Source organism: Streptomyces sp. NPDC002734 (genome assembly GCF_040295685.1).
In the GTDB taxonomy this organism is placed as follows: Bacteria; Actinomycetota; Actinomycetes; order Streptomycetales; family Streptomycetaceae; genus Streptomyces.
This window is the reverse complement of record NZ_JBEOVU010000013.1, coordinates 81,569-99,857: the sequence shown is the minus strand read 5'-3', so window position 1 is coordinate 99,857 and position 18,289 is coordinate 81,569. Positions and strand designations below refer to the sequence as shown.

Here is an 18,289-nt window from a genome sequence, read left to right as displayed (position 1 = left end):
GTTTCCATATTAGTTGAAAATGAGAGTCATGAACGTCCGACGACTCATATCCGCGACCGCCGCCGCCTCCGCCGTCGCCCTGGGGGCCACGGCCCTGACCGCGTGCTCCGGCGACGGCACGGCCTACGCCAAGAACACCGAGAAGTTCGATGTCGTCGCGTCGTTCTACCCGATGGCCTTCCTGGCCGAGGAGATCGGCGGGAAGAACATCAACGTGACCACCCTGGTCAAGCCCAACCAGGAGCCGCACGACCTGGAGATCACCGCCCGCCAGACCGCCTCCCTCACCGAGGCGGACGCGATCCTCTACCTCCAGGGCCTCCAGCCCGCCGTGGACGAGGCCGTCGCCCAGACCGAGGGCCCGCGGAAGATAGACGCCGCCTCGCTCACCGACCTGGAGAAGCACGGCGCCGAGGTCGACGGCCACGCCGAGGAGTCCTCCGACGCGCACGCCGACGAGCACGCCGACGAGCACGCCGACGAGCACGCGGACGAGCACGCGGAGGAGCCCGGCGACGGGCACGAGGGCCACGACCACTCCCACGAGGCCGGCGGCAAGGACCCGCACGTCTGGCTGGACCCGGCCAAGTACGCCGAGGTCGCCCAGGGCGTCTCCAAGGCCTTCCAGAAGGCCGACCCCGAGCACGCGGCCGAGTACCGCACCAACACCGAGGACCTGGTCAACCGCCTCGACGCGCTGGACAAGAAGTTCGAGGCCGGCCTGAAGGACCGGAAGACCGACGTCTTCCTCACCAACCACTCCGCCTTCGGCTACCTCGCCGAGGCGTACGGCCTGATCGAGGAGTCCCTCACCGGCCTCGACCCCGAGTCGGAGCCCAGCGCGGCCCGGGTCAAGGAGCTCCAGCACATCGCGAAGGAGGACGGCGTCACCACCGTCTTCTACGAGACGCTGGTCAGCGACCGCACGGCCCGCACCGTCGCGAAGGACGCCGGGCTGCGCACCGACGTGCTGGACCCGCTGGAGGGCATCACCGAGAAGTCCCGCGGCGACGACTACTTCCAGGTCATGGAGGCCAACCTCGCCGCCCTGCAGAAGGCGCTGGAGGCCAAGTGACCCGGCCGGACTCCCCCACCCAGGAGGGCACCGTGGACGAGCCCGTCATCTCCCTGCGCACGGTCCGCGCCGAGCTCGGCGCCAAACCCGTGCTCCGCGGCATCGACCTGACCGTGCGGCGCGGCGAGGTCGTCGCGCTGCTCGGCGCCAACGGCTCCGGCAAGTCCACCACGGTCCGCGCGGTGATCGGCCAGGTGCCGGTGGTCTCCGGCGAGATCGAGCTGTTCGGCGTCCCCCGTCGCCGGTTCCGGCAGTGGTCGCGGGTGGGCTACGTCCCGCAGCGCACCACCGCCGCCGGCGGGGTTCCCGCCACCGTGACCGAGGTGGTGGCCTCCGGGCGGCTGTCCCGGGCCCGCTTCGGGCTGCTCCGCAGGACCGACCGCGAGGCGGTGCGGCACGCCCTGGAGCTGGTCGGTCTCGCCGACCGCGCCAAGGATCCGGTGGACGCCCTCTCCGGCGGCCAGCACCAGCGGGTGCTGATCGCCCGCGCGCTGGCCTCCGAGCCGGAGCTGCTGATCATGGACGAGCCGATGGCCGGCGTCGACCTCGCCAGCCAGGAGGTCCTCGCGGACACCCTGCGCGAGCAGGTCGCGCGCGGCGTCACCGTCCTGCTCGTCCTGCACGAGCTGGGCCCGCTGGAGCCGCTGATCGACCGCGCGGTCGTGCTGCGCGACGGCTGCGTGCTGCACGACGGCCCGCCGCCCAAGGCCCTCGGGCAGCACGCGCTGCCCGGCCACGACCACGTCCACCCGCACGACGACGAGAACGCCGACCACCTGCGCACGGGACTGCTGAGCTGATGGACCTCCTGAGCTACCCCTTCATGCAGCGAGCACTGCTCGCGGCCGTCCTGGTCGGCCTCACCGCCCCGGCCATCGGCGTCTACCTGGTGCAGCGCCGCCAGGCCCTGATGGGCGACGGCATCGGGCACGTCGCCATGACCGGCGTCGGCCTGGGCTTCCTGCTGAACTCCTCCCCGGTCTGGGTCGCCGCCGGTGTCGCGGTGGCCGGCTCGGTGCTGATGGAGCTGATCCGCTGGTACGGCCGCACCCGCGGCGACATCGCGCTCGCCATGCTGTTCTACGGCGGCATGGCGGGCGGTGTGCTGCTGACCGCGCTCGCCCCCGGCGGCACGAACGCGGGCCTGACCACCTACCTGTTCGGCTCGCTCACCACGGTGAGCGCCTCCGACGTCACCGCGATCTGCGTGCTCGCCGCCCTCGTGCTGCTCGTCACCCTGGGCCTGCGCCGCCAGCTCTTCGCGGTCAGCCAGGACGAGGAGTTCGCGCGGGTCACCGGGCTTCCGGTGCGGGCGCTGAACCTGCTGGTCGCGGTCACCGCGGCGGTCACCGTGACGGTCGCCATGCGGGTCGTCGGCCTGCTGCTGATCTCCGCGCTGATGGTCGTGCCGGTCGCCGCCGCGCAGCAGCTCGCGCGCTCCTTCGCCGCGACCTTCGCGATCGCGGTCGCCCTCGGCGTCACCGCGGCGCTGGGCGGCACGACCCTGTCCTTCTACAACGACGTGCCGCCGGGCGCGACCATCGTGCTGCTCGCGATCGGTGCGTTCGTGCTGCTCACGGTGGCCGCGACGCCGCTGGCCAGGCGGCGGGCGGCGGCCGATGCGCGGCGGGCGGGGGCCGCGCGGGTGCCGGGGCCCGAGGACGAGGCCGAGTACGACCTCGCCCTGGCCGAGGGCGCCTCCGGCGGCGCCCACGCCGCGCCCTCGACGGGCCCTTCGGGGAGGCCCTCCGGGCCCGCCGGACGGCCGGGACCCTGACCCCGCACCGCCGGGCTGGCACAATGGCCCGGCGACCCACGAATGTGAGGAGGCAACGGTGACGTCGACCGCCGGACCGCCCGTACGGGGCCGTTCCACCCGACAGCGCGCCGCCGTCGCGGCTGCCCTGGACGAGGTCCAGGGGTTCCGCAGCGCGCAGGAGCTCCACGACCTGCTGCGGCACCGGGGGGACTCCGTGGGCCTCACCACCGTCTACCGGACGCTGCAGTCCCTCGCCGACGCGGGGGAGGTGGACGTCCTGCGCACCTCCGAGGGCGAGTCCGTCTACCGCCGCTGCTCCAGCGAGGAGCACCACCACCACCTGGTCTGCCGCGGCTGCGGCAAGGCCGTCGAGGTCGAGGGACCGGCCGTCGAGCGCTGGGCCGACGCGATCGCCGCCGAACACGGCTTCGTCGACGTCGACCACACCGTCGAGATCTTCGGCACCTGCGCCAGTTGCGCGGCAGCCACGAACTGACGCGGCGACCACGGGCTGACGTGGCAACGTGGCGGCCACGGGCGGACGTGGCGGCCGCGGGCTGACGGGGCCCCAGGGCTCACCACGCACCGGAGTGAACACGGGGATCGCGCACCGGACGAGCGCGAGCGTCGTCACCGCGACGCCGCGACCCCCGTGGAACCTCCGGCCTCGCGTCGCCCAGGCCGTTCGCCGTCCCCTCCGTACGTCAGGCGCGGGAAAGGTGCCGGTCGAGCAGGGCGCGCAGGTGGTCGAGGGACGCCTGGTCGGGGGCGCCGCGCTTCGCGATCCAGCCGCCCCGGATCCCCGCCCGCCGCGGACCGCGCAGGACGAAGAGACGGTCGGTCTCGACGTAGTCGCCGAAGGCGCCCCACGCCATGTGGGCGTCCAGGGTGGCGGTGACGGAGTGTATGCCGGTCTCGTCGACGGTGACCCGGCACGCCACCAGCTGGTCACCGACGGCCCTGGCCTGCCGGCGCGCCGACAGCGTGGGCACCCACGGCAGCACGAGGGCCTCCACCAGCAGCACCGCCCCCAGGAGCGCGGAGGCGAAGGACCCCGTCAGCGCGGCCATGACCAGCAGGGCGGCACCCAGGATCCCCAGGACGATCCACGTCACCGGTTTCAGCAGGACACCGGCCGCACCGCGCTGCTTGCGCGAGAGCACCCGCACCGTCTCGCGGAGATCCTCCGTGGTGCTCTCGTAGGCGAACACCACGGCCCCCGCCACCCCACCCTGGCCCACGGCCCCTCCCGCCCTCGGATCGATCAAGGAGCCGCGATCCTGACGCCCAGCGATCACGCCTCGGCCGGGCGGCCCTTCATCGCGGACTCCATCGCGAGGAGCTGCTCGTTCGGGACCGCCCCGCCGAAGCGGCGGTCGCGCTGCGCGTACTCCAGGCAGGCGCGCCACAGGTCGCGGCGGTCGAAGTCGGGCCACAGGACGTCCTGGAAGACCATCTCCGCGTAGGCGGACTGCCACAGCAGGTAGTTGGAGGTCCGCTGCTCGCCGCTGGGGCGCAGGAACAGGTCCACGTCCGGCATGTCCGGGTAGTACATGTACTTCGCGAAGGTCTTCTCGTTGACCTTGGACGGGTCCAGCCGCCCGGCCTTCACGTCCTCGGCGAGTGCCTGCGCCGCGTCGGCGATCTCGGCACGGCCGCCGTAGTTCATGCAGAAGTACAGGGTCAGCTTGTCGTTGCCCTTGGTCTGCTCCTGGGCGATCTGCAGCTCCTTGGCGACCGAGCGCCACAGCTTCGGCATGCGGCCCACCCACCGGACCCGGATGCCCAGCGCGTCGAGCTGGTCGCGGGTCTTGCGGATGAAGTCGCGGTTGAAGTTCATCAGGAACCGCACCTCGTCGGGCGAGCGCTTCCAGTTCTCGGTGGAGAAGGCGTACAGCGACACCGACCCGACGCCCACCTCGATGGCGCCCTGGAGGACGTCGAGGACCCGCTCCGCGCCGACCTTGTGGCCCTCGGTGCGCGGCAGACCGCGGTCCTTGGCCCAGCGGCCGTTGCCGTCCATGACGATCGCCACGTGCCCGGGCACCAGCTCGGACGGCAGCTTCGGCGCACGCGCCCCCGACGGGTGCGGCTCCGGCGCCGTGTACTCGCGGCGCTGCCGCCCCAGGAATCCGCCTACGGCCATGGTGTTCCAGCTCCTCGTCGTCATGCCTGCCATGCGGTGTCGCGTGTTGCGGTGCCTACTGTTCCACGAACCTGAGCGACCGCAGACCCCGCTCCAGGTGCCAGTGCAGGTAGGCGGCGACCAGCCCGCTCCCCTCGCGGACGTGCCGCGGCTCGGCGGCGTCCGCGGTCTCCCAGTCTCCCGCGAGCAGCGCGCCCAGCAGACCCAGGGCCTGGGCGGAGGGCACCACGCTGCCCGGCATGCGGCAGTCGACGCAGACCGAGCCGCCACCGGCCACGGAGAAGAACCGGTTGGGCCCCGGCATCCCGCACCGCGCGCAGTCGCCGAAGCTGGGCGCGTAGCCGTTGACAGCCAGCGAGCGCAGCAGGAAGGCGTCGAGGATCAGGTGCGGGGCGTGCTCGCCGCGGGCGAGGGTGCGCAGCGCGCCGACCAGCAGCAGGTACTGCTGCACGGCCTGCTCGCCCTCCTGCTCGGTGAACCGCTCGGCGGTCTCCAGCATGGCGGTGCCGGCGGTGTACCGGTCGTAGTCGGTCACGATCGTCCCGCCGTACGCGGCGATGGTCTCGCTCTGCGTGCACAGCGGCAGGGTGCGTCCGACCAGCTCGCTGCCGCGGGCGAAGAACTGCACGTCGACGTGGGAGAACGGCTCCAGCCGCGCTCCGAACTTCGACTTGGTGCGGCGCACCCCTCGGGCGACCGCGCGCACCCGGCCGTGGTTGCGGGTCAGCAGCGTGATGATGCGGTCCGCCTCGCCGAGCTTCTGGGTGCGCAGGACGACGCCGTCGTCCCGGAAGAGACTCATGGCCCCATTCTCCCGCACCCGCCGCCGCGCCCGTCAGGGCCCGTCCCGCTCGAAGGCCCGCCGCACGCCGCCCCTCACCCGCCGCCCTTGACGTGTGGCCCCTTACCCGCCGCGCTTCGCGTGGCGCCCCTCACACGTCGACCATCCACGCGCCGTCCTCCTCGTCGTCGACCCGCGTCTCCAGGTCCCGCAGGTTCATCCCGGCCTCCCACAGCTCGTGGAAGCGGCGCAGGCGCTGGCCGACGTGGTCGGGGCGGGCGATCAGGCGGGTCTTGACGTTGACGTCGCGCAGGTCCTGCTCGATCTCGAAGGAGACGCCCTCGTCGTAGAGGATGAAGTCGCTGGTGGTGCCCCGCTGGAGGTGGGGCGGGAGTTCCTGCATGACCGCGGCGCGCAGCTCGATGCCGAGGAGTTCCTGTTCCTCGCACAGCCGCAGCAGCTTGTCGTCGAGCATCTCGGCGGACTCCAGCAGGAAGAGCCGCTGCACGACCACGCCCCGCTCGATGGCCTCGCGCTGGGCCTGGAGGTAGCGGGAGGCGGGTTCGCTGTTCCAGAACTCCCGGTCCACCGAGGTGCTGGTGGCGAGGAGGGACCGCTCGGTGGAGTGGGTGAGGGAGAGCATCCAGTCGTGGTTCTCCCCCGCGCACTCGGCGGTGAGGCTGTTGAGGTCGGCCATGTGCCGCACGACCCGCTCCAGCTCGGCGCGGGCGAAGGTCTGCAGGATGTCCGGGCCGGTCGTGAGCACCTCGGCGATGGCCCGCCGGGACTGCTCGGGGATCGAGTCGGAGGCGACCTGGCTGTCGACCCGGTGGACGACGGCCTCCACCGGGGCGCCGGCGCCGGACGCGGGCGCCACGGGCCGGCTCCGGTCGGTGCCGCGGGCTGCGGCGGCCTGCCGGTCCAGGCTCTCGCGGACGGCGGCGGCCGTGCCGTCCAGCGCCTCGCGGGTCTCGCGGGTCTGCCGGGCCTGCTCCTCGAGCTGCCGGGACAGCCCGGCCAGGTACTGGACGATCAGGGCGGTGGCTCCGCAGACCACGGCGAGCGCGATCCGCAGCAGTGGCGTGTCGTCGATGTCCAGGGCCGCGGCGACGGCGAAGACCACCGCCGCCAGCGCCAGGCCCGCTCCGGCCCGCCGCAGCCGCAGGGGCGTCGGGCCCACGCGACCGGTCTCTCGCGTGGTGTCGTCGGGCTGAGGTGACTGCGTGGTGCTCATCTCGCTGCTCCCCCCGTTGGGATGTCCGTCGGGATGTGCGTGGATCGGCTGTACGGGCGCGTCAGCTGTACCGGTGTCGGTGTCTGCTCAGGGAGCCATCACCGCCTCCTGGTGCAGCGCGGGGATCGCGTGCAGCGCGAGCTGGTCGCGGATGCGCCGGACGAGGGCCTGCCACTGGCGGGTGAAGCCGGGGCGTTCCTCCAGGGCGTCCCAGAGGACGGCGAACGCGGGGTCGAGGCGGGCCCGTGGCATCCAGAGGTGGAGCAGGTGGTCGACGGCGGGCCGCAGCGCCCGCACCACGGCGGTGCCGTCCGCGGAGCCCAGCCGGCTGCCGTCGAGGAGACGGACGAGGGTGGTGAGCAGCCAGTCGTGCAGGGCGAGGTCCTCGCAGAGGGCGGCGACCTCGGCGGGGTCGGCGCCGGGCGGGACGCGCAGGGTGAGGGTGCGCAGTTCGTCCTCGGCCAGGGTGAGGGCCTCGATGGTGGGGCGCTCGGCGCCGGGGCCCGCGGTCAGCGCGGTCCAGCGCAGTCGGGTGGGGCGGGACTTGAAGGGCGGCCGCTGGTCCAAAAGCGGGTGGCGCAGCAGCCGGGTGAGCAGGCCGTCGGCGATCAGGCCGACGTCGAGTTCGCCGCGGCGGGCCCCGGCCAGGACGCCCTCGGCGACCGCTTCGCGGGGGAGCCGCCCGAAGGGTTCGAGCAGGCCGGGGCGGACCAGGTAGTGGCCCCAGGGCTGCCGGTGGTCGGGGCCGCGGGCGGTGAGGGAGAGGCGGGCGGAGGTCTGCAGCACCCGGCCCTCGGTGAGGGCGCCACGGGCGGCGACGGTGCCGACGGCGCGGACCTTGGCCCCGTTGGCGCTGGGCAGCGGGGAGTCGACGCCGGTGAGGGCGTCCGGGGAACGGGCGTAGAGGTTGGGCCGCTCGGAGACCAGGACCCGTTCGTCGGCCCGCAGCCGCAGCAGCTGGGCGGCGGCCCGGATGTCGAGGGCCTGGTGCGCGGGGAGCAGGCAGGTGCGGACCTCCCCGCACAGCAGCACGGCCCCCGCCTCGTGGTGCTCCCGCGGACTCATGTCGTCACCCCCCTGTGTGCCTGCCCACGCCCCCGCCGCATCTCACTGCCCCGCGTAGAAGACGTAGGAGATCCGGTCGGCCACCGAGGCGGGGACGGCGGCGCCCTCCCCCGCGGAGCGGGCGGCGACCTGCTGGAGCGCGCCGGGGTCGACCTCGGTCTGGTCGAGGATGACGCGGACCGCGTGCTCGACCGGCACGAACCGGTTGGGCAGCACCGAGCAGGTGCGGTAGGCGGCGAACGGGGCCGCGCGCGGCTGGAGTTGCAGCAGGGGCGGCATCTCGTCCCAGTCGTCGGGGAAGGGCCCCTCGTGGAGGCGGGGCGTGAGGACGGCCTGGCCCTCGTGGCGCAGCAGGCCGAGCCGGGCGAGCTGCCAGACGGCGGCGAGGAAGGGGCAGGACCACAGCTTCCCGCCGCCGGGGCGCTCGCTCCACAGCTCGACGTCGAGGAAGACGGAGTGCTGCCGGGCGGCGGTCTCCCGGGGCGCCTGCCAGGGGATCGCCTTCTTCATGGCCTGCGGGGTGCGGGCGACCGGGCTGCGTTCGCCGTTGGCGAGCCAGCCGGACTGCCCGGCGGGCGGGCGGGCCCCGTAGGCGCCGGGCGGCGGGGACTCCACGAGCCGTCCGGCGACCGCCTCGGCGACCTGGGCGCCGTCGGCCTCGGCGCAGCCGGACTCGCGGGCCAGGTAGTCGACGCCGAGTCCGGCCCGCTCGGCCTCCTCCAGGAGCATCGGCACGAGTTCGCGGGGGGTGGAGAAGCGGGTGAAGTAGTCGTCGATGAGGAAGCAGGTGGAGATCCGGGGGCGCTTGCCGGTCGCGGCGGCGGTGCTGCCGCGCACCGCCTCGGCCCAGTGCGCGACCTGGGCGAAGTGGCGGCGCAGGCGCTCGGGGCCGGCTTCGAAGTCCTCCATGTAGAGGTGGCCCAGCTCCAGCGAGAGGTGGGCGAGCGGCACCGCCTGGGTGCGTGGTTCGGCGGCGGTCTCGCGGAACACTGCTTCCGTCATGGCCGCCCCCAGCAGGCGTCGTCGGTGAGGCGGCGGGCGATCTCCTCCAGCGCCTCGAGGGTCTCCTTGTTGGCGATCTGCTTGGACAGGACGTCCTCCTCGGTGATCAGCTGCTCGCGCCACTGCAGGATGGGTTCGAGCGGCACGATGCCGAGGACGACGCTGTCGCCGATGCGGTTGTCGGAGGCGAGGCGGCGCAGCGCCTCGTCGCAGGCCTGCATCCAGGCGGCCTGCGCGGGGGTGACCTGGGACCACAGGGGCGACTCGGGGTCGGGCACGGCGGCGCGCACGAAGCGGATGTGGCCGCGCAGCGCCTCCTTGTCGTGGCCGTGGCCGGCGCCGCAGTCGAGGATGCCGTGGTCCTTGTGGACGAGGCCGGCGGCGGCGATGACGTGCTGGCGGGTCCAGCGGTGGAAGACCAGCCAGCGGAAGGGCACGTGGCGCATCCGGGGGTGCGCGGTGGCCGCGAGGACCATGTCCATGGCGTAGCTGCGGCCGGCGCTGAGGTCGACCACGATCAGGTCGAACTCGGTGTTGAGCCGCAGCAGCAGGTCGACGCAGCGTTCCAGGGTGTCGTCGTCGGTGGCGAACTCGCCGCCGCTGATGTTGCCGGGGAAGAGCACCAGCCGGCCTGCCTGGTTGGGCCGGTTGCGCAGCACGGGGTGCTCGGTCTGCCGCCAGACGTCGATCTTCGCCGGTTCGTTGGTCTCGCCCTCGAGATAGGAGTGCAGGCCGTTCTCCTGGATGCCGCGGATCGCTCCGGGCACGTCGAAGACGGCGGCGGCGGTGGGAGAGCCGAAGTCGAAGTCCACGTACGCGACGTGGTCGCCGAGCAGGGCGCGCTGGTAGGCCAGGTTGGCGCTGGTCACCGAGCGGCCGGTGCCTCCCTTGTCGGAGGCGGCGAAGACGAGCACGGCTCACACCTCCTGGGCGGCGGCGCCCCTGGCCTGGGCCAGCGTGTCGAGTTCCTGGAGCACCGGCAGGGCCAGGGCGAAGGCGGTGGCGGGCTGCCGGTCGACCAGGTCGCGCGCCCGGTCGAGGCGGGCCTCGATGGAGCGCATGGCCCGGCCGCGGCCGCCGTCGTCGGTCGGGGCGGCCTCCAGCTGTTCCTTGCCGAAGAGGTGGGTCGCCTCGCTGAGCAGGTGCCGGGAGAGTTCGGCAAGGTCGGCGCTGCGGATGGGGTCCTGGTGGTAGAGCTGGCGGGCGGCGACCAGGCACTCGGTGACGCGCTCGGTGACCGACCAGGAGAGCCGGGAGGGGATGCCCTCGAGCTCCGGGTAGGCGCCGGCGACGTCGTCCCACAGGCCGGTGCCCTCGCCGTCCTCGATGCGGCGGGCCCACAGGTGCTCGTAGATCTGCTCGGCGAGCCGCAGCAGCCGGTCCTGGCTGCCGAGGTTGCGGGAGAGCTCGGCCAGCTGCACGGTCCGCTTGAGGAGGTGGGCGGAGAAGTCGGTCATCCGCCACAGCAGCGGCGGCTGGCCGTTCTTGCCGGCCCCGGAGAGGGGCAGCGTGGCGCCGGGGCTGTGCAGATGGACGTAGGGGTCGTCGAAGGCCAGCCGGCTGGTGACGCGGCCGCGCTCGGCGAGCCGCTCCATGATGGTGACGGTGCGGGTGAGGTCGTCGTCGGTGGCGCGGCGGCGCACCAGGTCGTGCACGAGGATGGCGGCGACGGTGAGGGAGAAGTACTCGGACTCCAGCTGGAGGCCGGTGGTGCGCCAGGGCAGGTCCTCCAGCGGCCAGCGGTTCTCGCCGAAGCGGGCGATGCCGGACCAGTACTGCTGGCTGATCTCCCACCGCAGGCGCAGCGCCTCGGCGAGCTTCTGCTGGTCGGCGTCGAGCAGGCCGAGGGTCAGGGTGCGCTCGGAGAAGAGGTCCTGGATGCCGTCGAGGGCGATGACGGTGAAGTACACGTAGGGCAGGTTGTCCGCGGAGCCCTGGGGCTGGCTGACGGGCGGCTCGGCGAGGTCGAGGATCGCGGGGGCGCCGCGGACGATGCCCCAGGCCCAGCCGCACTCGAAGAGCTGGTTGTCGTCGCGCAGCATCTCCTCGACCTCGATGCCGAGGACCAGGCTCTCGCCGATGGTGGCCCGCAGGGCCTTGAAGCGGCGGGAGAACTGCTGGATGACCGCGCGGTCGGACTGGCGGCCCTGGCCGATGAGCTGGATCAGCCGCTTGCCCTGGTCGGACTCCGGCTGGAAGACGTTGACGCTGAAGGACCGCAGCAGGCTCACCATGGCGGCGGTCAGCCGGGCGCGGGTGGCCTCTCTGAGGTCCTCGACGGCCTGGCGCACGTCGCTGCGGGCGGTGGTGTCCTCGTAGACCTTGAGGAAGCCGAGTGCGGCCAGGCAGAGCGTGATGGACATGGAGTAGGAGTCCACGACGCCCCAACGGCGCTGCTCCTCGGTGACCTTGTCCTCGGGCCTGCGGGGCCGGAAGTAGTGCCCGCCGGCGAAGCTGGGCTCGCCGTCGGGCCCGGTGTGCTTCTGCATGAAGTCGGCGAGGACGCCGACGATGTTGGCCGGGATCTCCAGACGGGTGCCGACCGGCTCCAGGGCCCGCAGGACGTCCCGTTCGGTGGTGTCGGGCTGGTCGAGGCGGAAGGAGGGGATCTCCGTCGCGGGGTAGAGCAGGCAGAGCAGCCGCTCGGCGTCCGCGACGGAGCTGACTCCGCCGAGCTCGCCCCAGGCGAACTTGCCCCCGTCACGGAACGAGTGGCGGGCGATGGCCCGCCAGATGTCCAGCAGGTGCTGGCGCGGTTTGATCTGCATTCCCCGTACCCCTCACAACAGATCAACCGGGCGGTGTCCCGCCCGGCTCCCTCGGTCGGTCCTGCGCGTCAGTCGGTCCCGCGGAACCCGAGCGCCAGGAGCATCCCGTCGTGGCCCTCCCGCAGGACGATGTCCAGTTCGTGGTAGACGACGTGCTCAGTCATCGACTCCAGCGCCTCGGCGACCTCGGCCTGGTTGACCGGATACGCCGGGTACTCGTGATCGCCGACCTCGTAGCCCTTCGACTTCAGCATGAAGGCGGCGGCGAACGGGGCGCCCGGCTCCAGAGCGCCCAGGAAGTGTGCGATCGCCGTCCGGAACTCCTCGCCCGAGCTGGACATGGACTCCGCGACGAAGAACATCGCGCCCAGGCCCCACCGTTCGGTGGACTGGTTGAGCGTGAGGAGGTCGTCCTTGCGGAGTTCGGCCACCTCCTTCAGCTGCATGCGCTGCTGGTCGTCCAAGTCCTTGTACGGACCGTGACTGCCCGCCAGCACGCGCCAGAAGGCGTTCCAGGCCGGATCGAAACCCTTCTCGAGCTGTTCCTGCAGGTAGTCGAGGTTCCTCGGCCCCTTCTCCAGGAGCGTGATCTCCGAGCACCAGGGCAGCATGCACAGCGCCGGGTAGAGGTTGGCGCCCGCGCCCACATCGACCCCCCTCACCGGCCCGCGGGGACCCTCACCCGGAAGAGCGGTGAAATGCGCGGTGAAATGCTCACCGACCAGGTGGACGATCCGCTTGTCGACGTCAAGTGGGTCAGCATAGTTCCGCTTGACATAATCATTGGGACAGAACTCGTCCCATGGTGCTTCGGAATTGAGGGCCATTTCTAGAAAATACCAACGCCAGGCACCTGCCGAACACCCAACGCCTCGTCAAGATGCTGAAGTTGGACACCCTGGCGCGCACCTGACCGTCCGTCAACGAGCGTGCATGGAACGGTACTTGATGGGAAGGCTTCTCACACCCCCACCGGCGAGAGCCGGCTGTCCGCGCACCGGATTCACCCGATCGAAGGTGGTGCGCCCGCATGACCGCATACACGGAGGCCCTTCCCTCCGCCCCCACGGAGCTGGTCCTCCGACGCGCGGAGGAAACGGATCTTCCCGAACTGCGCCGTCTCGACCACGAGATCTTCGGCCAGTTCGCCTACCCCGCATTTCTTCTCCGCCAGCTCTTCGATCTCTACCAGCGGCACTTCCTGGTCCTGGACGACGGTTCCGGCCGCCTGCACGGCTACGTGCTGGCCGGGACCGACACGCTCAGCCAGGACTGCTGGATCCTCGGCCTGTGCGTCACCCGCGACCGACGCGGGCGGGGGCTGGGCCGTGACCTGATGCGCGAGGTCCTCCTGCTGCTGGGGGACGACGGGATCGGCGTGGTCCGGCTCACCGTGGAGCCGGCCAACAGCGCGGCCATCCTGCTCTACCGCTCGCTCGGCTTCGCCTGCGAGGAACCGGACGGCGGCCTGCGGCCGGACTACTTCGGCCCCGGCCAGGACCGCCTGGTGATGCGGCTGGACCTCACGCCCGCGGTCCCGGGGCGCTGAACCGCCGCACGTACCGCCGCTGCCACGGGGTCTCCACGGCACGTGGGTGGTAGCGGCGGCGCACCCAGGCCACCGCCTCGGCGGGGTCCACCCCGTCGAGGACGGCCAGGCACGCCAGCGCCGTCCCGGTGCGTCCGCGCCCACCGCCGCAGGCGACCTCCACGCGGCGGCCGGCGGCGGCCCGCCACACCTCGGCCAGCGCCGACCGGGCCTCCTCCCGGTCGGCCGGCAGCCGGAAGTCCGGCCACCGCAGCAGCCGCGCCTCCCACGGCACCTCGGGGGCGCGACGGGCCTGCAGGTACAGCCCCAGCTCCGGCGTGGGCCCCGGCGGCAGCGGGTCACGCAGCCCCCGGCCGCGCACCAGGCGCCCCGAGGGCAGCCGCACCACTCCCGGTCCGCCCTCCGGCCAGCTCTCCCACCCGTCCGTCATGCCCTCATCGAACCACGCCGGGCGGGTCGGGCAACCTGATCGGGCAGGAGTGCGGTCAGTGGGGTGAGGAGGTCTTGATGCAGACCGAACTGGAGGACCCGTTCCAGGAATTCGTGCGGGCCCGGTGGCCCCGTCTGGTGCGGACCGCGTACCTGCTGACCGGCGACCGGCACCTGGCCGAGGACCTGACGCAGACCGCGCTCGCCAAGGCGTACCGCTCCTGGCGGCGCGTGCTGCGCGCGGACAGCCCGGAGGCGTACGTCCGGCGGATCCTGGTGAGCTGCAACAGCGACCGGTTCCGCAAGCGGCGCGTGCCCGAGTCGCTGACCGCGGCGGTGCCCGAGCGGGCCGGCGGGGACGAGGGGGAACGGGCCGACACCCGGGGGACGCTGGTGGCGGCGCTGGCCGCGTTGCCGGCCCGGCAGCGGGCGGTGATCGTGCTGCGTTACTGGGAGGACCTGTCCGAGTCCGAGACGGCCGCGGCCCTCGGCTGCTCGGTCGGCACGGTGAAGAGCCAGGCCGCCAAGGGCCTGGCGAAGCTGCGCGCCGCCCCGGGGCTGGCCGAGGCGCTGGACCGCGTGGCGGCACGGACGACGACGACGGCGCCGGTCGGCGCGGGACAGGGAGGGGAACGATGAGCGGGTCCGAGGTCCGGGACGACACCGGGGAGCGGGGTGAGGAGGCGCTGCGCACCCTGCTCGTCGAGCAGGCGGGGGCGCTGACCCCGGCCCCTGCGCCGTACGCGGCGATCCGACGCCGCGGCCTGGCCGCCCGGCGGCGCCGCAACACCGTGCTGGGGGCCGCTCTGGCCGTCCTCACCGCGGCGCCGCTGGGGATGTACTGGCTGTCCGCCCCGGCGGGGGCGCCGGTGGACACGGCGGCGTCCCACCCCGTGATGACCGTGCCGCGCGCGGACCCGGACGGCAGGGGGCAGTTGCTCGACGGGATCACCTACGAGGAGGCCGCCCGAGGCCTGACGCAGTGCGTCGACAAGCTCCGCGCCCAGCAGGACGAGTTGCGCGGCCGGTCGTCTCCGCCAGGGACGCCGAAGCGCTCCCCCTACGTCCTGCCGCCCGTCGAGGACTTCCGGGTGCTGCTCGCCCTGCGGGCCGGCGCGGACGGCAACCCGGTCGGTGACGACTTCTCCGTGATCGCGGTCGACGATCCGGCCGACCCGGACGAGACGGTCCGGCTGCAGTGCCGCGCGAAGGGCGACCGGGCCCCCGACACCGGTGTGCAGGCGACGGGCGTGGAGGCTTCACAGGCCCGGCCGGTGGCGCCGGACGTCAACTCGTCGGTGCTCTTCCCTCAGGGCGGCGGCCCGGAAATCGACTGGAAGCTGCCCTTCCGGTGGGGCGCCGTCGGCACGGTGCTGCCGTCGGTCGACCGGGTCACCGTCGAGTACGGCGGCGGGACCGAGGAGGCGGCGCTGGACGACGGCTGGTTCGTGGCGGCCGGTGAGCTCGAGCGTGAGCCCACCGCCCTGCCGCGCGTCAAGGGGTACGACGCCGCCGGGGAGCTGGTCTACGACTCCGACCGGGACAAGGCGTATCCCCGGTCGTTGCCGTAGGCCTCAGGACGGCGTGCGGGCGGACTCCAAGAGGCGGGAGACGTCCGCGTCGGGGAGGGCCAGCGCCGCGCCCACCGTGGTGAGCGCGGCGCGCTCGACGGGGCGGTAGGGGCCGTCCGCCAAGGCGACGCGGGCGGCCTGGAGGAGAATCGATTCGCGTCCGAGCGGCGCGAGGTGGGGGGCGAGTGGCCCCAGCGCCTCGTGCAGTTCGAGGGCGATCGCCGCCTCGCAGGGGCGCCCCAGGGAACGCGAGGCGTCCTCGTCGTCGACCACCCGGACCAGCAGGGCGAGCTCGTCGGCGGTGCAGTCGTCGAAGCCCGCCGCCCGCACGCCCTCGGCGGCGGTCTCCAGGGCGGTCCGGGAGCCCGCGCCGCCGGTCGCCAGGACCGCCAGCGCGACGGTCCGCACCGCGTCCCGCAGCATCGTGGAGAAGCGCGCGGTGGTGGGGTGGTCCAGGACCTCGGCCCCGTACCGCGCGGCGCAGGAGGAGCACTCGACGACCGGCCCGGTCTGCCCGCGGCCGGCCAGCGGGACGCCGAGCACGGTGAGCCGCACCTGGCCGTGCAGGCGCCGGTAGTTGCGGTCCCCGCCGCAGCCGGGGCAGAAGAACTCGCCCTCCCCGGCGTCGGTCCAGCTGGTGCGCAGGCCCACCATCCGCAGTGCGCGCGCGGGGCGCCATCCGCCGTCTCGTCCGCTCCCTGGCAGCACGTCGCACCTCCGTACGGGTAAGCCGCGGCAACATCGTCGCGCTCGGCGTGATGTTAGCCACACCACCGAGGCCGCGTCAGCACCCTGGAGGAGACCAATTGGTGATCATCCGCGCCAAGTGGCCGGAATGCGCCGGTGGCCCGCCCGCCGGTGGACGGCGAGCGGGCCCCGGGAAGTCGCCCGGCCGGCCGGGCCGGGCGGAGTGATCAGCGGGCCGCGCGGTTGACGGCGGAGACGACCGCCTTCAGCGAGGCACGCGTCGTGTTGGGGTCGATGCCGATGCCCCACAGGACCTTGTCGCCGACGGCGCACTCGATGTACGAGGCGGCCTGCGCGGAGGCGCCCTCGCTCATCGTGTGCTCCTGGTAGTCCAGCAGGCGTACGTCGACGCCGATGTTCTGCAGGGCGTCGAAGAAGGCCGAGATGGGACCGTTGCCGGTACCGGTCAGCACCGTCGGCTCGCCGTCGACCGTGCAGCGCACGGTCAGCGTGTCGACGCCGTCCTGGTCGGTGGTGGACTGGCCGGTCTCGACCTGGATGCGGCCCCACGGGTTCTGCGGGTTGGGCAGGTACTCGTCCTGGAAGATCTCCCAGATGTTCTTCGGCGTGATCTCGCCGCCCTCGGCGTCGGTCTTCGCCTGGATGATCTTCGAGAACTCGATCTGCATGCGGCGCGGCAGGTCCAGCTTGTGGTCGTTCTTCAGGACGTACGCCACGCCGCCCTTGCCGGACTGCGAGTTGACCCGGATGACCGCCTCGTAGGAGCGGCCGACGTCCTTGGGGTCGATCGGCAGGTACGGGACCGCCCACTCCAGGTCGTCCACCGTGACGCCCTTGGCGGCCGCGTCGGCCTCCATGGCGTCGAAGCCCTTCTTGATGGCGTCCTGGTGGGAGCCGGAGAAGGACGTGTAGACCAGGTCGCCCACGTACGGGTGGCGCGGGTGGACCTCCATCTGGTTGCAGTACTCCCAGGTACGGCGGATCTCGTCGATGTCCGAGAAGTCGATCTGCGGGTCGACGCCCTGCGAGAAGAGGTTCATGCCCAGCGTCACCAGGTCGACGTTGCCGGTGCGCTCGCCCTGGCCGAACAGGCAGCCCTCGACGCGGTCGGCGCCTGCCATCACGGCCAGTTCGGCGGCGGCGACGGCGGTGCCGCGGTCGTTGTGGGGGTGGGCGGACAGGACGACGAACTCGCGGCGGGACAGGTTGCGGTGCATCCACTCGAACCGGTCCGCGTGCGTGGACGGCGTCGAACGCTCCACGGTGGCGGGCAGGTTGAGGATGATCTCGCGGTCCGGGCCGGGCTGCCAGACGTCCATGACGGACTCGCAGACCTCCAGCGCGAAGTCCAGCTCGGTGTCGGTGAAGATCTCCGGGCTGTACTGGTAGCCGAACTGCGTCTCGTCGCCCAGCAGCTTCTCGGCGTACTCCATGACCAGGCGGGTGCCGTCGACGGCGATCTGCTTGATGTCGTCCTTGGAGCCGCGGAAGACGACCCGCCGGAAGACCGGGGCGGTGGCGTTGTACAGGTGGACGGTGGCGCGGCGGGCGCCCTTCAGGGACTCCACGGTGCGCTCGATCAGGTCCTCGCGGGCCTGCGTCAGCACCGAGATGGTGACGTCCTCGGGGATGGCGTTCTCGTCCTCGACGATGGAGCGGACGAAGTCGAAGTCCGTCTGGCCGGAGGCGGGGAAGCCGACCTCGATCTCCTTGTAGCCCATGCGGACCAGCAGGTCGAACATCGCGCGCTTGCGCGCGGGGGACATCGGGTCGATCAGCGCCTGGTTGCCGTCGCGCAGGTCGGTGGAGAGCCAGCGGGGGGCGGCGGTGACGCGCCGGCCGGGCCAGGTGCGGTCGGGGATGTCGACCTGCTCGTAACGCCCGTACTTGTTGATCGGCATCGAGGAGGGCTTCTGGCGGTTCACCATGACGGATTCGGCTCCTTGGGTGTCCGGTGGACGTAGGTCCTGGAGGACGGCCGACTGTCGGCAGCAACGCCGGACACCGCGGGGAGGGGGTCGGCCAAGCGACTTACAGACCCTCGCCGCGGCAGCTAAGGAGGAGCAGCCAGTACCGCATGATGTGCCGCAGCCTAACCGAGCCACGCCACGATGCGCGGTCGTGTATCAGTATGCGGGACTCCTGCGATCAATCGGGCAAAAGGTGCCCGAGACCACAAGACAAGCGACAGAGCCGGTCATC

The 18,289-nt window shown here is 72.6% G+C and carries 19 protein-coding genes; 7 read left to right on the top strand and 12 right to left on the bottom strand.

What is annotated here, in order from left to right; all coding sequences use genetic code 11:
- Positions 1-28: 28 nt before the first annotated feature.
- Genes ABT026_RS14205 through ABT026_RS14190 form a run of 4 tightly spaced genes read left to right on the top strand, consistent with a single transcriptional unit; the run spans position 29 to position 3,330 of the window.
- A complete protein-coding gene (locus tag ABT026_RS14205) occupies positions 29-1,075 on the top strand; it encodes a metal ABC transporter substrate-binding protein (RefSeq protein ID WP_351114563.1) in 1,047 nt (348 codons plus the stop codon).
- Between the two features lie 32 nt (positions 1,076-1,107).
- Entirely contained in the window at positions 1,108-1,875 is a 768-nt protein-coding gene (locus ABT026_RS14200) for a metal ABC transporter ATP-binding protein (RefSeq protein ID WP_351114562.1), read from the top strand.
- Positions 1,875-2,852 (top strand): metal ABC transporter permease, encoded by a 978-nt coding sequence (locus ABT026_RS14195; RefSeq protein ID WP_351114561.1) that lies wholly within the window; start codon positions 1,875-1,877, stop codon positions 2,850-2,852. The genes ABT026_RS14200 and ABT026_RS14195 overlap by 1 nt, the downstream gene beginning before the upstream one ends.
- A gap of 58 nt (positions 2,853-2,910) precedes the next feature.
- On the top strand, positions 2,911-3,330 hold the full coding sequence (locus tag ABT026_RS14190; protein WP_351114560.1) for a Fur family transcriptional regulator: 420 nt from the start codon (positions 2,911-2,913) through the stop codon (positions 3,328-3,330).
- 208 nt (positions 3,331-3,538) lie between these two features.
- Here the strand turns inward: ABT026_RS14190 and ABT026_RS14185 are convergent, their stop codons facing one another.
- From ABT026_RS14185 to ABT026_RS14145, 9 genes are all read right to left on the bottom strand, one after another.
- Positions 3,539-4,102 carry a hypothetical protein gene (locus tag ABT026_RS14185; protein ID WP_351114559.1) on the bottom strand — a complete coding sequence of 188 codons (564 nt, stop codon included), beginning with the start codon at positions 4,100-4,102 and terminating at the stop codon, positions 3,539-3,541.
- 26 nt (positions 4,103-4,128) lie between these two features.
- Positions 4,129-4,980 carry an isoprenyl transferase gene (locus tag ABT026_RS14180; protein ID WP_351114668.1) on the bottom strand — a complete coding sequence of 284 codons (852 nt, stop codon included), beginning with the start codon at positions 4,978-4,980 and terminating at the stop codon, positions 4,129-4,131.
- 55 nt (positions 4,981-5,035) lie between these two features.
- The gene (gene recO / locus ABT026_RS14175; protein WP_351114558.1) at positions 5,036-5,782 is read right to left on the bottom strand and encodes a DNA repair protein RecO; all 747 of its coding nucleotides are present in this window, start codon (positions 5,780-5,782) and stop codon (positions 5,036-5,038) included.
- Positions 5,783-5,912: 130 nt separating this feature from the next.
- Complete coding sequence (locus tag ABT026_RS14170; RefSeq protein WP_351114556.1) at positions 5,913-6,995, bottom strand: hypothetical protein; 1,083 nt, start codon at positions 6,993-6,995, stop codon at positions 5,913-5,915.
- Positions 6,996-7,082: 87 nt separating this feature from the next.
- Positions 7,083-8,060: an SCO2521 family protein gene (locus ABT026_RS14165; RefSeq protein WP_351114555.1), complete on the bottom strand. Its 978-nt coding sequence runs from the start codon at positions 8,058-8,060 to the stop codon at positions 7,083-7,085.
- Positions 8,061-8,102: 42 nt separating this feature from the next.
- Positions 8,103-9,062, bottom strand: a complete 960-nt coding sequence (locus ABT026_RS14160) for an SCO2522 family protein (protein ID WP_351114554.1) — start codon at positions 9,060-9,062, stop codon at positions 8,103-8,105.
- Complete coding sequence (locus ABT026_RS14155) at positions 9,059-9,976, bottom strand: SCO2523 family variant P-loop protein (RefSeq protein ID WP_351114553.1); 918 nt, start codon at positions 9,974-9,976, stop codon at positions 9,059-9,061. Before ABT026_RS14155 ends, ABT026_RS14160 begins: the two co-directional genes overlap by 4 nt.
- A gap of 3 nt (positions 9,977-9,979) precedes the next feature.
- Positions 9,980-11,830, bottom strand: coding sequence for an SCO2524 family protein (locus tag ABT026_RS14150; protein ID WP_351114552.1), 1,851 nt, complete (start codon positions 11,828-11,830; stop codon positions 9,980-9,982).
- A gap of 68 nt (positions 11,831-11,898) precedes the next feature.
- Positions 11,899-12,657, bottom strand: coding sequence for an SCO2525 family SAM-dependent methyltransferase (locus tag ABT026_RS14145; RefSeq protein WP_351114551.1), 759 nt, complete (start codon positions 12,655-12,657; stop codon positions 11,899-11,901).
- A 203-nt stretch (positions 12,658-12,860) separates the two neighbouring features.
- Here ABT026_RS14145 and ABT026_RS14140 point away from each other — a divergent pair, with 203 nt between their 5' ends.
- Positions 12,861-13,379, top strand: coding sequence for a GNAT family N-acetyltransferase (locus ABT026_RS14140; RefSeq protein ID WP_351114550.1), 519 nt, complete (start codon positions 12,861-12,863; stop codon positions 13,377-13,379).
- Here ABT026_RS14140 and ABT026_RS14135 read toward each other — a convergent pair.
- Positions 13,354-13,809: a protein-tyrosine phosphatase family protein gene (locus tag ABT026_RS14135; protein ID WP_351114548.1), complete on the bottom strand. Its 456-nt coding sequence runs from the start codon at positions 13,807-13,809 to the stop codon at positions 13,354-13,356. The two genes, ABT026_RS14140 and ABT026_RS14135, sit on opposite strands and share 26 nt — an antisense overlap.
- A 77-nt stretch (positions 13,810-13,886) precedes the next feature.
- Between ABT026_RS14135 and ABT026_RS14130 the strand changes: the two genes are divergently transcribed.
- Together ABT026_RS14130 and ABT026_RS14125 are read left to right on the top strand one after the other, a co-directional pair.
- Entirely contained in the window at positions 13,887-14,447 is a 561-nt protein-coding gene (locus ABT026_RS14130) for a SigE family RNA polymerase sigma factor (protein ID WP_351114547.1), read from the top strand.
- Positions 14,444-15,379, top strand: a complete 936-nt coding sequence (locus tag ABT026_RS14125) for a hypothetical protein (protein WP_351114546.1) — start codon at positions 14,444-14,446, stop codon at positions 15,377-15,379. The genes ABT026_RS14130 and ABT026_RS14125 overlap by 4 nt, the downstream gene beginning before the upstream one ends.
- Before the next feature lie 3 nt (positions 15,380-15,382).
- Here ABT026_RS14125 and ABT026_RS14120 read toward each other — a convergent pair whose 3' ends face one another.
- On the bottom strand, positions 15,383-16,087 hold the full coding sequence (locus ABT026_RS14120) for a TerB family tellurite resistance protein (RefSeq protein ID WP_351114545.1): 705 nt from the start codon (positions 16,085-16,087) through the stop codon (positions 15,383-15,385).
- Positions 16,088-16,293: 206 nt separating this feature from the next.
- Positions 16,294-18,015 carry a 2-isopropylmalate synthase gene (leuA, locus tag ABT026_RS14115; RefSeq protein ID WP_351114544.1) on the bottom strand — a complete coding sequence of 574 codons (1,722 nt, stop codon included), beginning with the start codon at positions 18,013-18,015 and terminating at the stop codon, positions 16,294-16,296.
- Between the last annotated feature and the right edge of the window lie 274 nt (positions 18,016-18,289).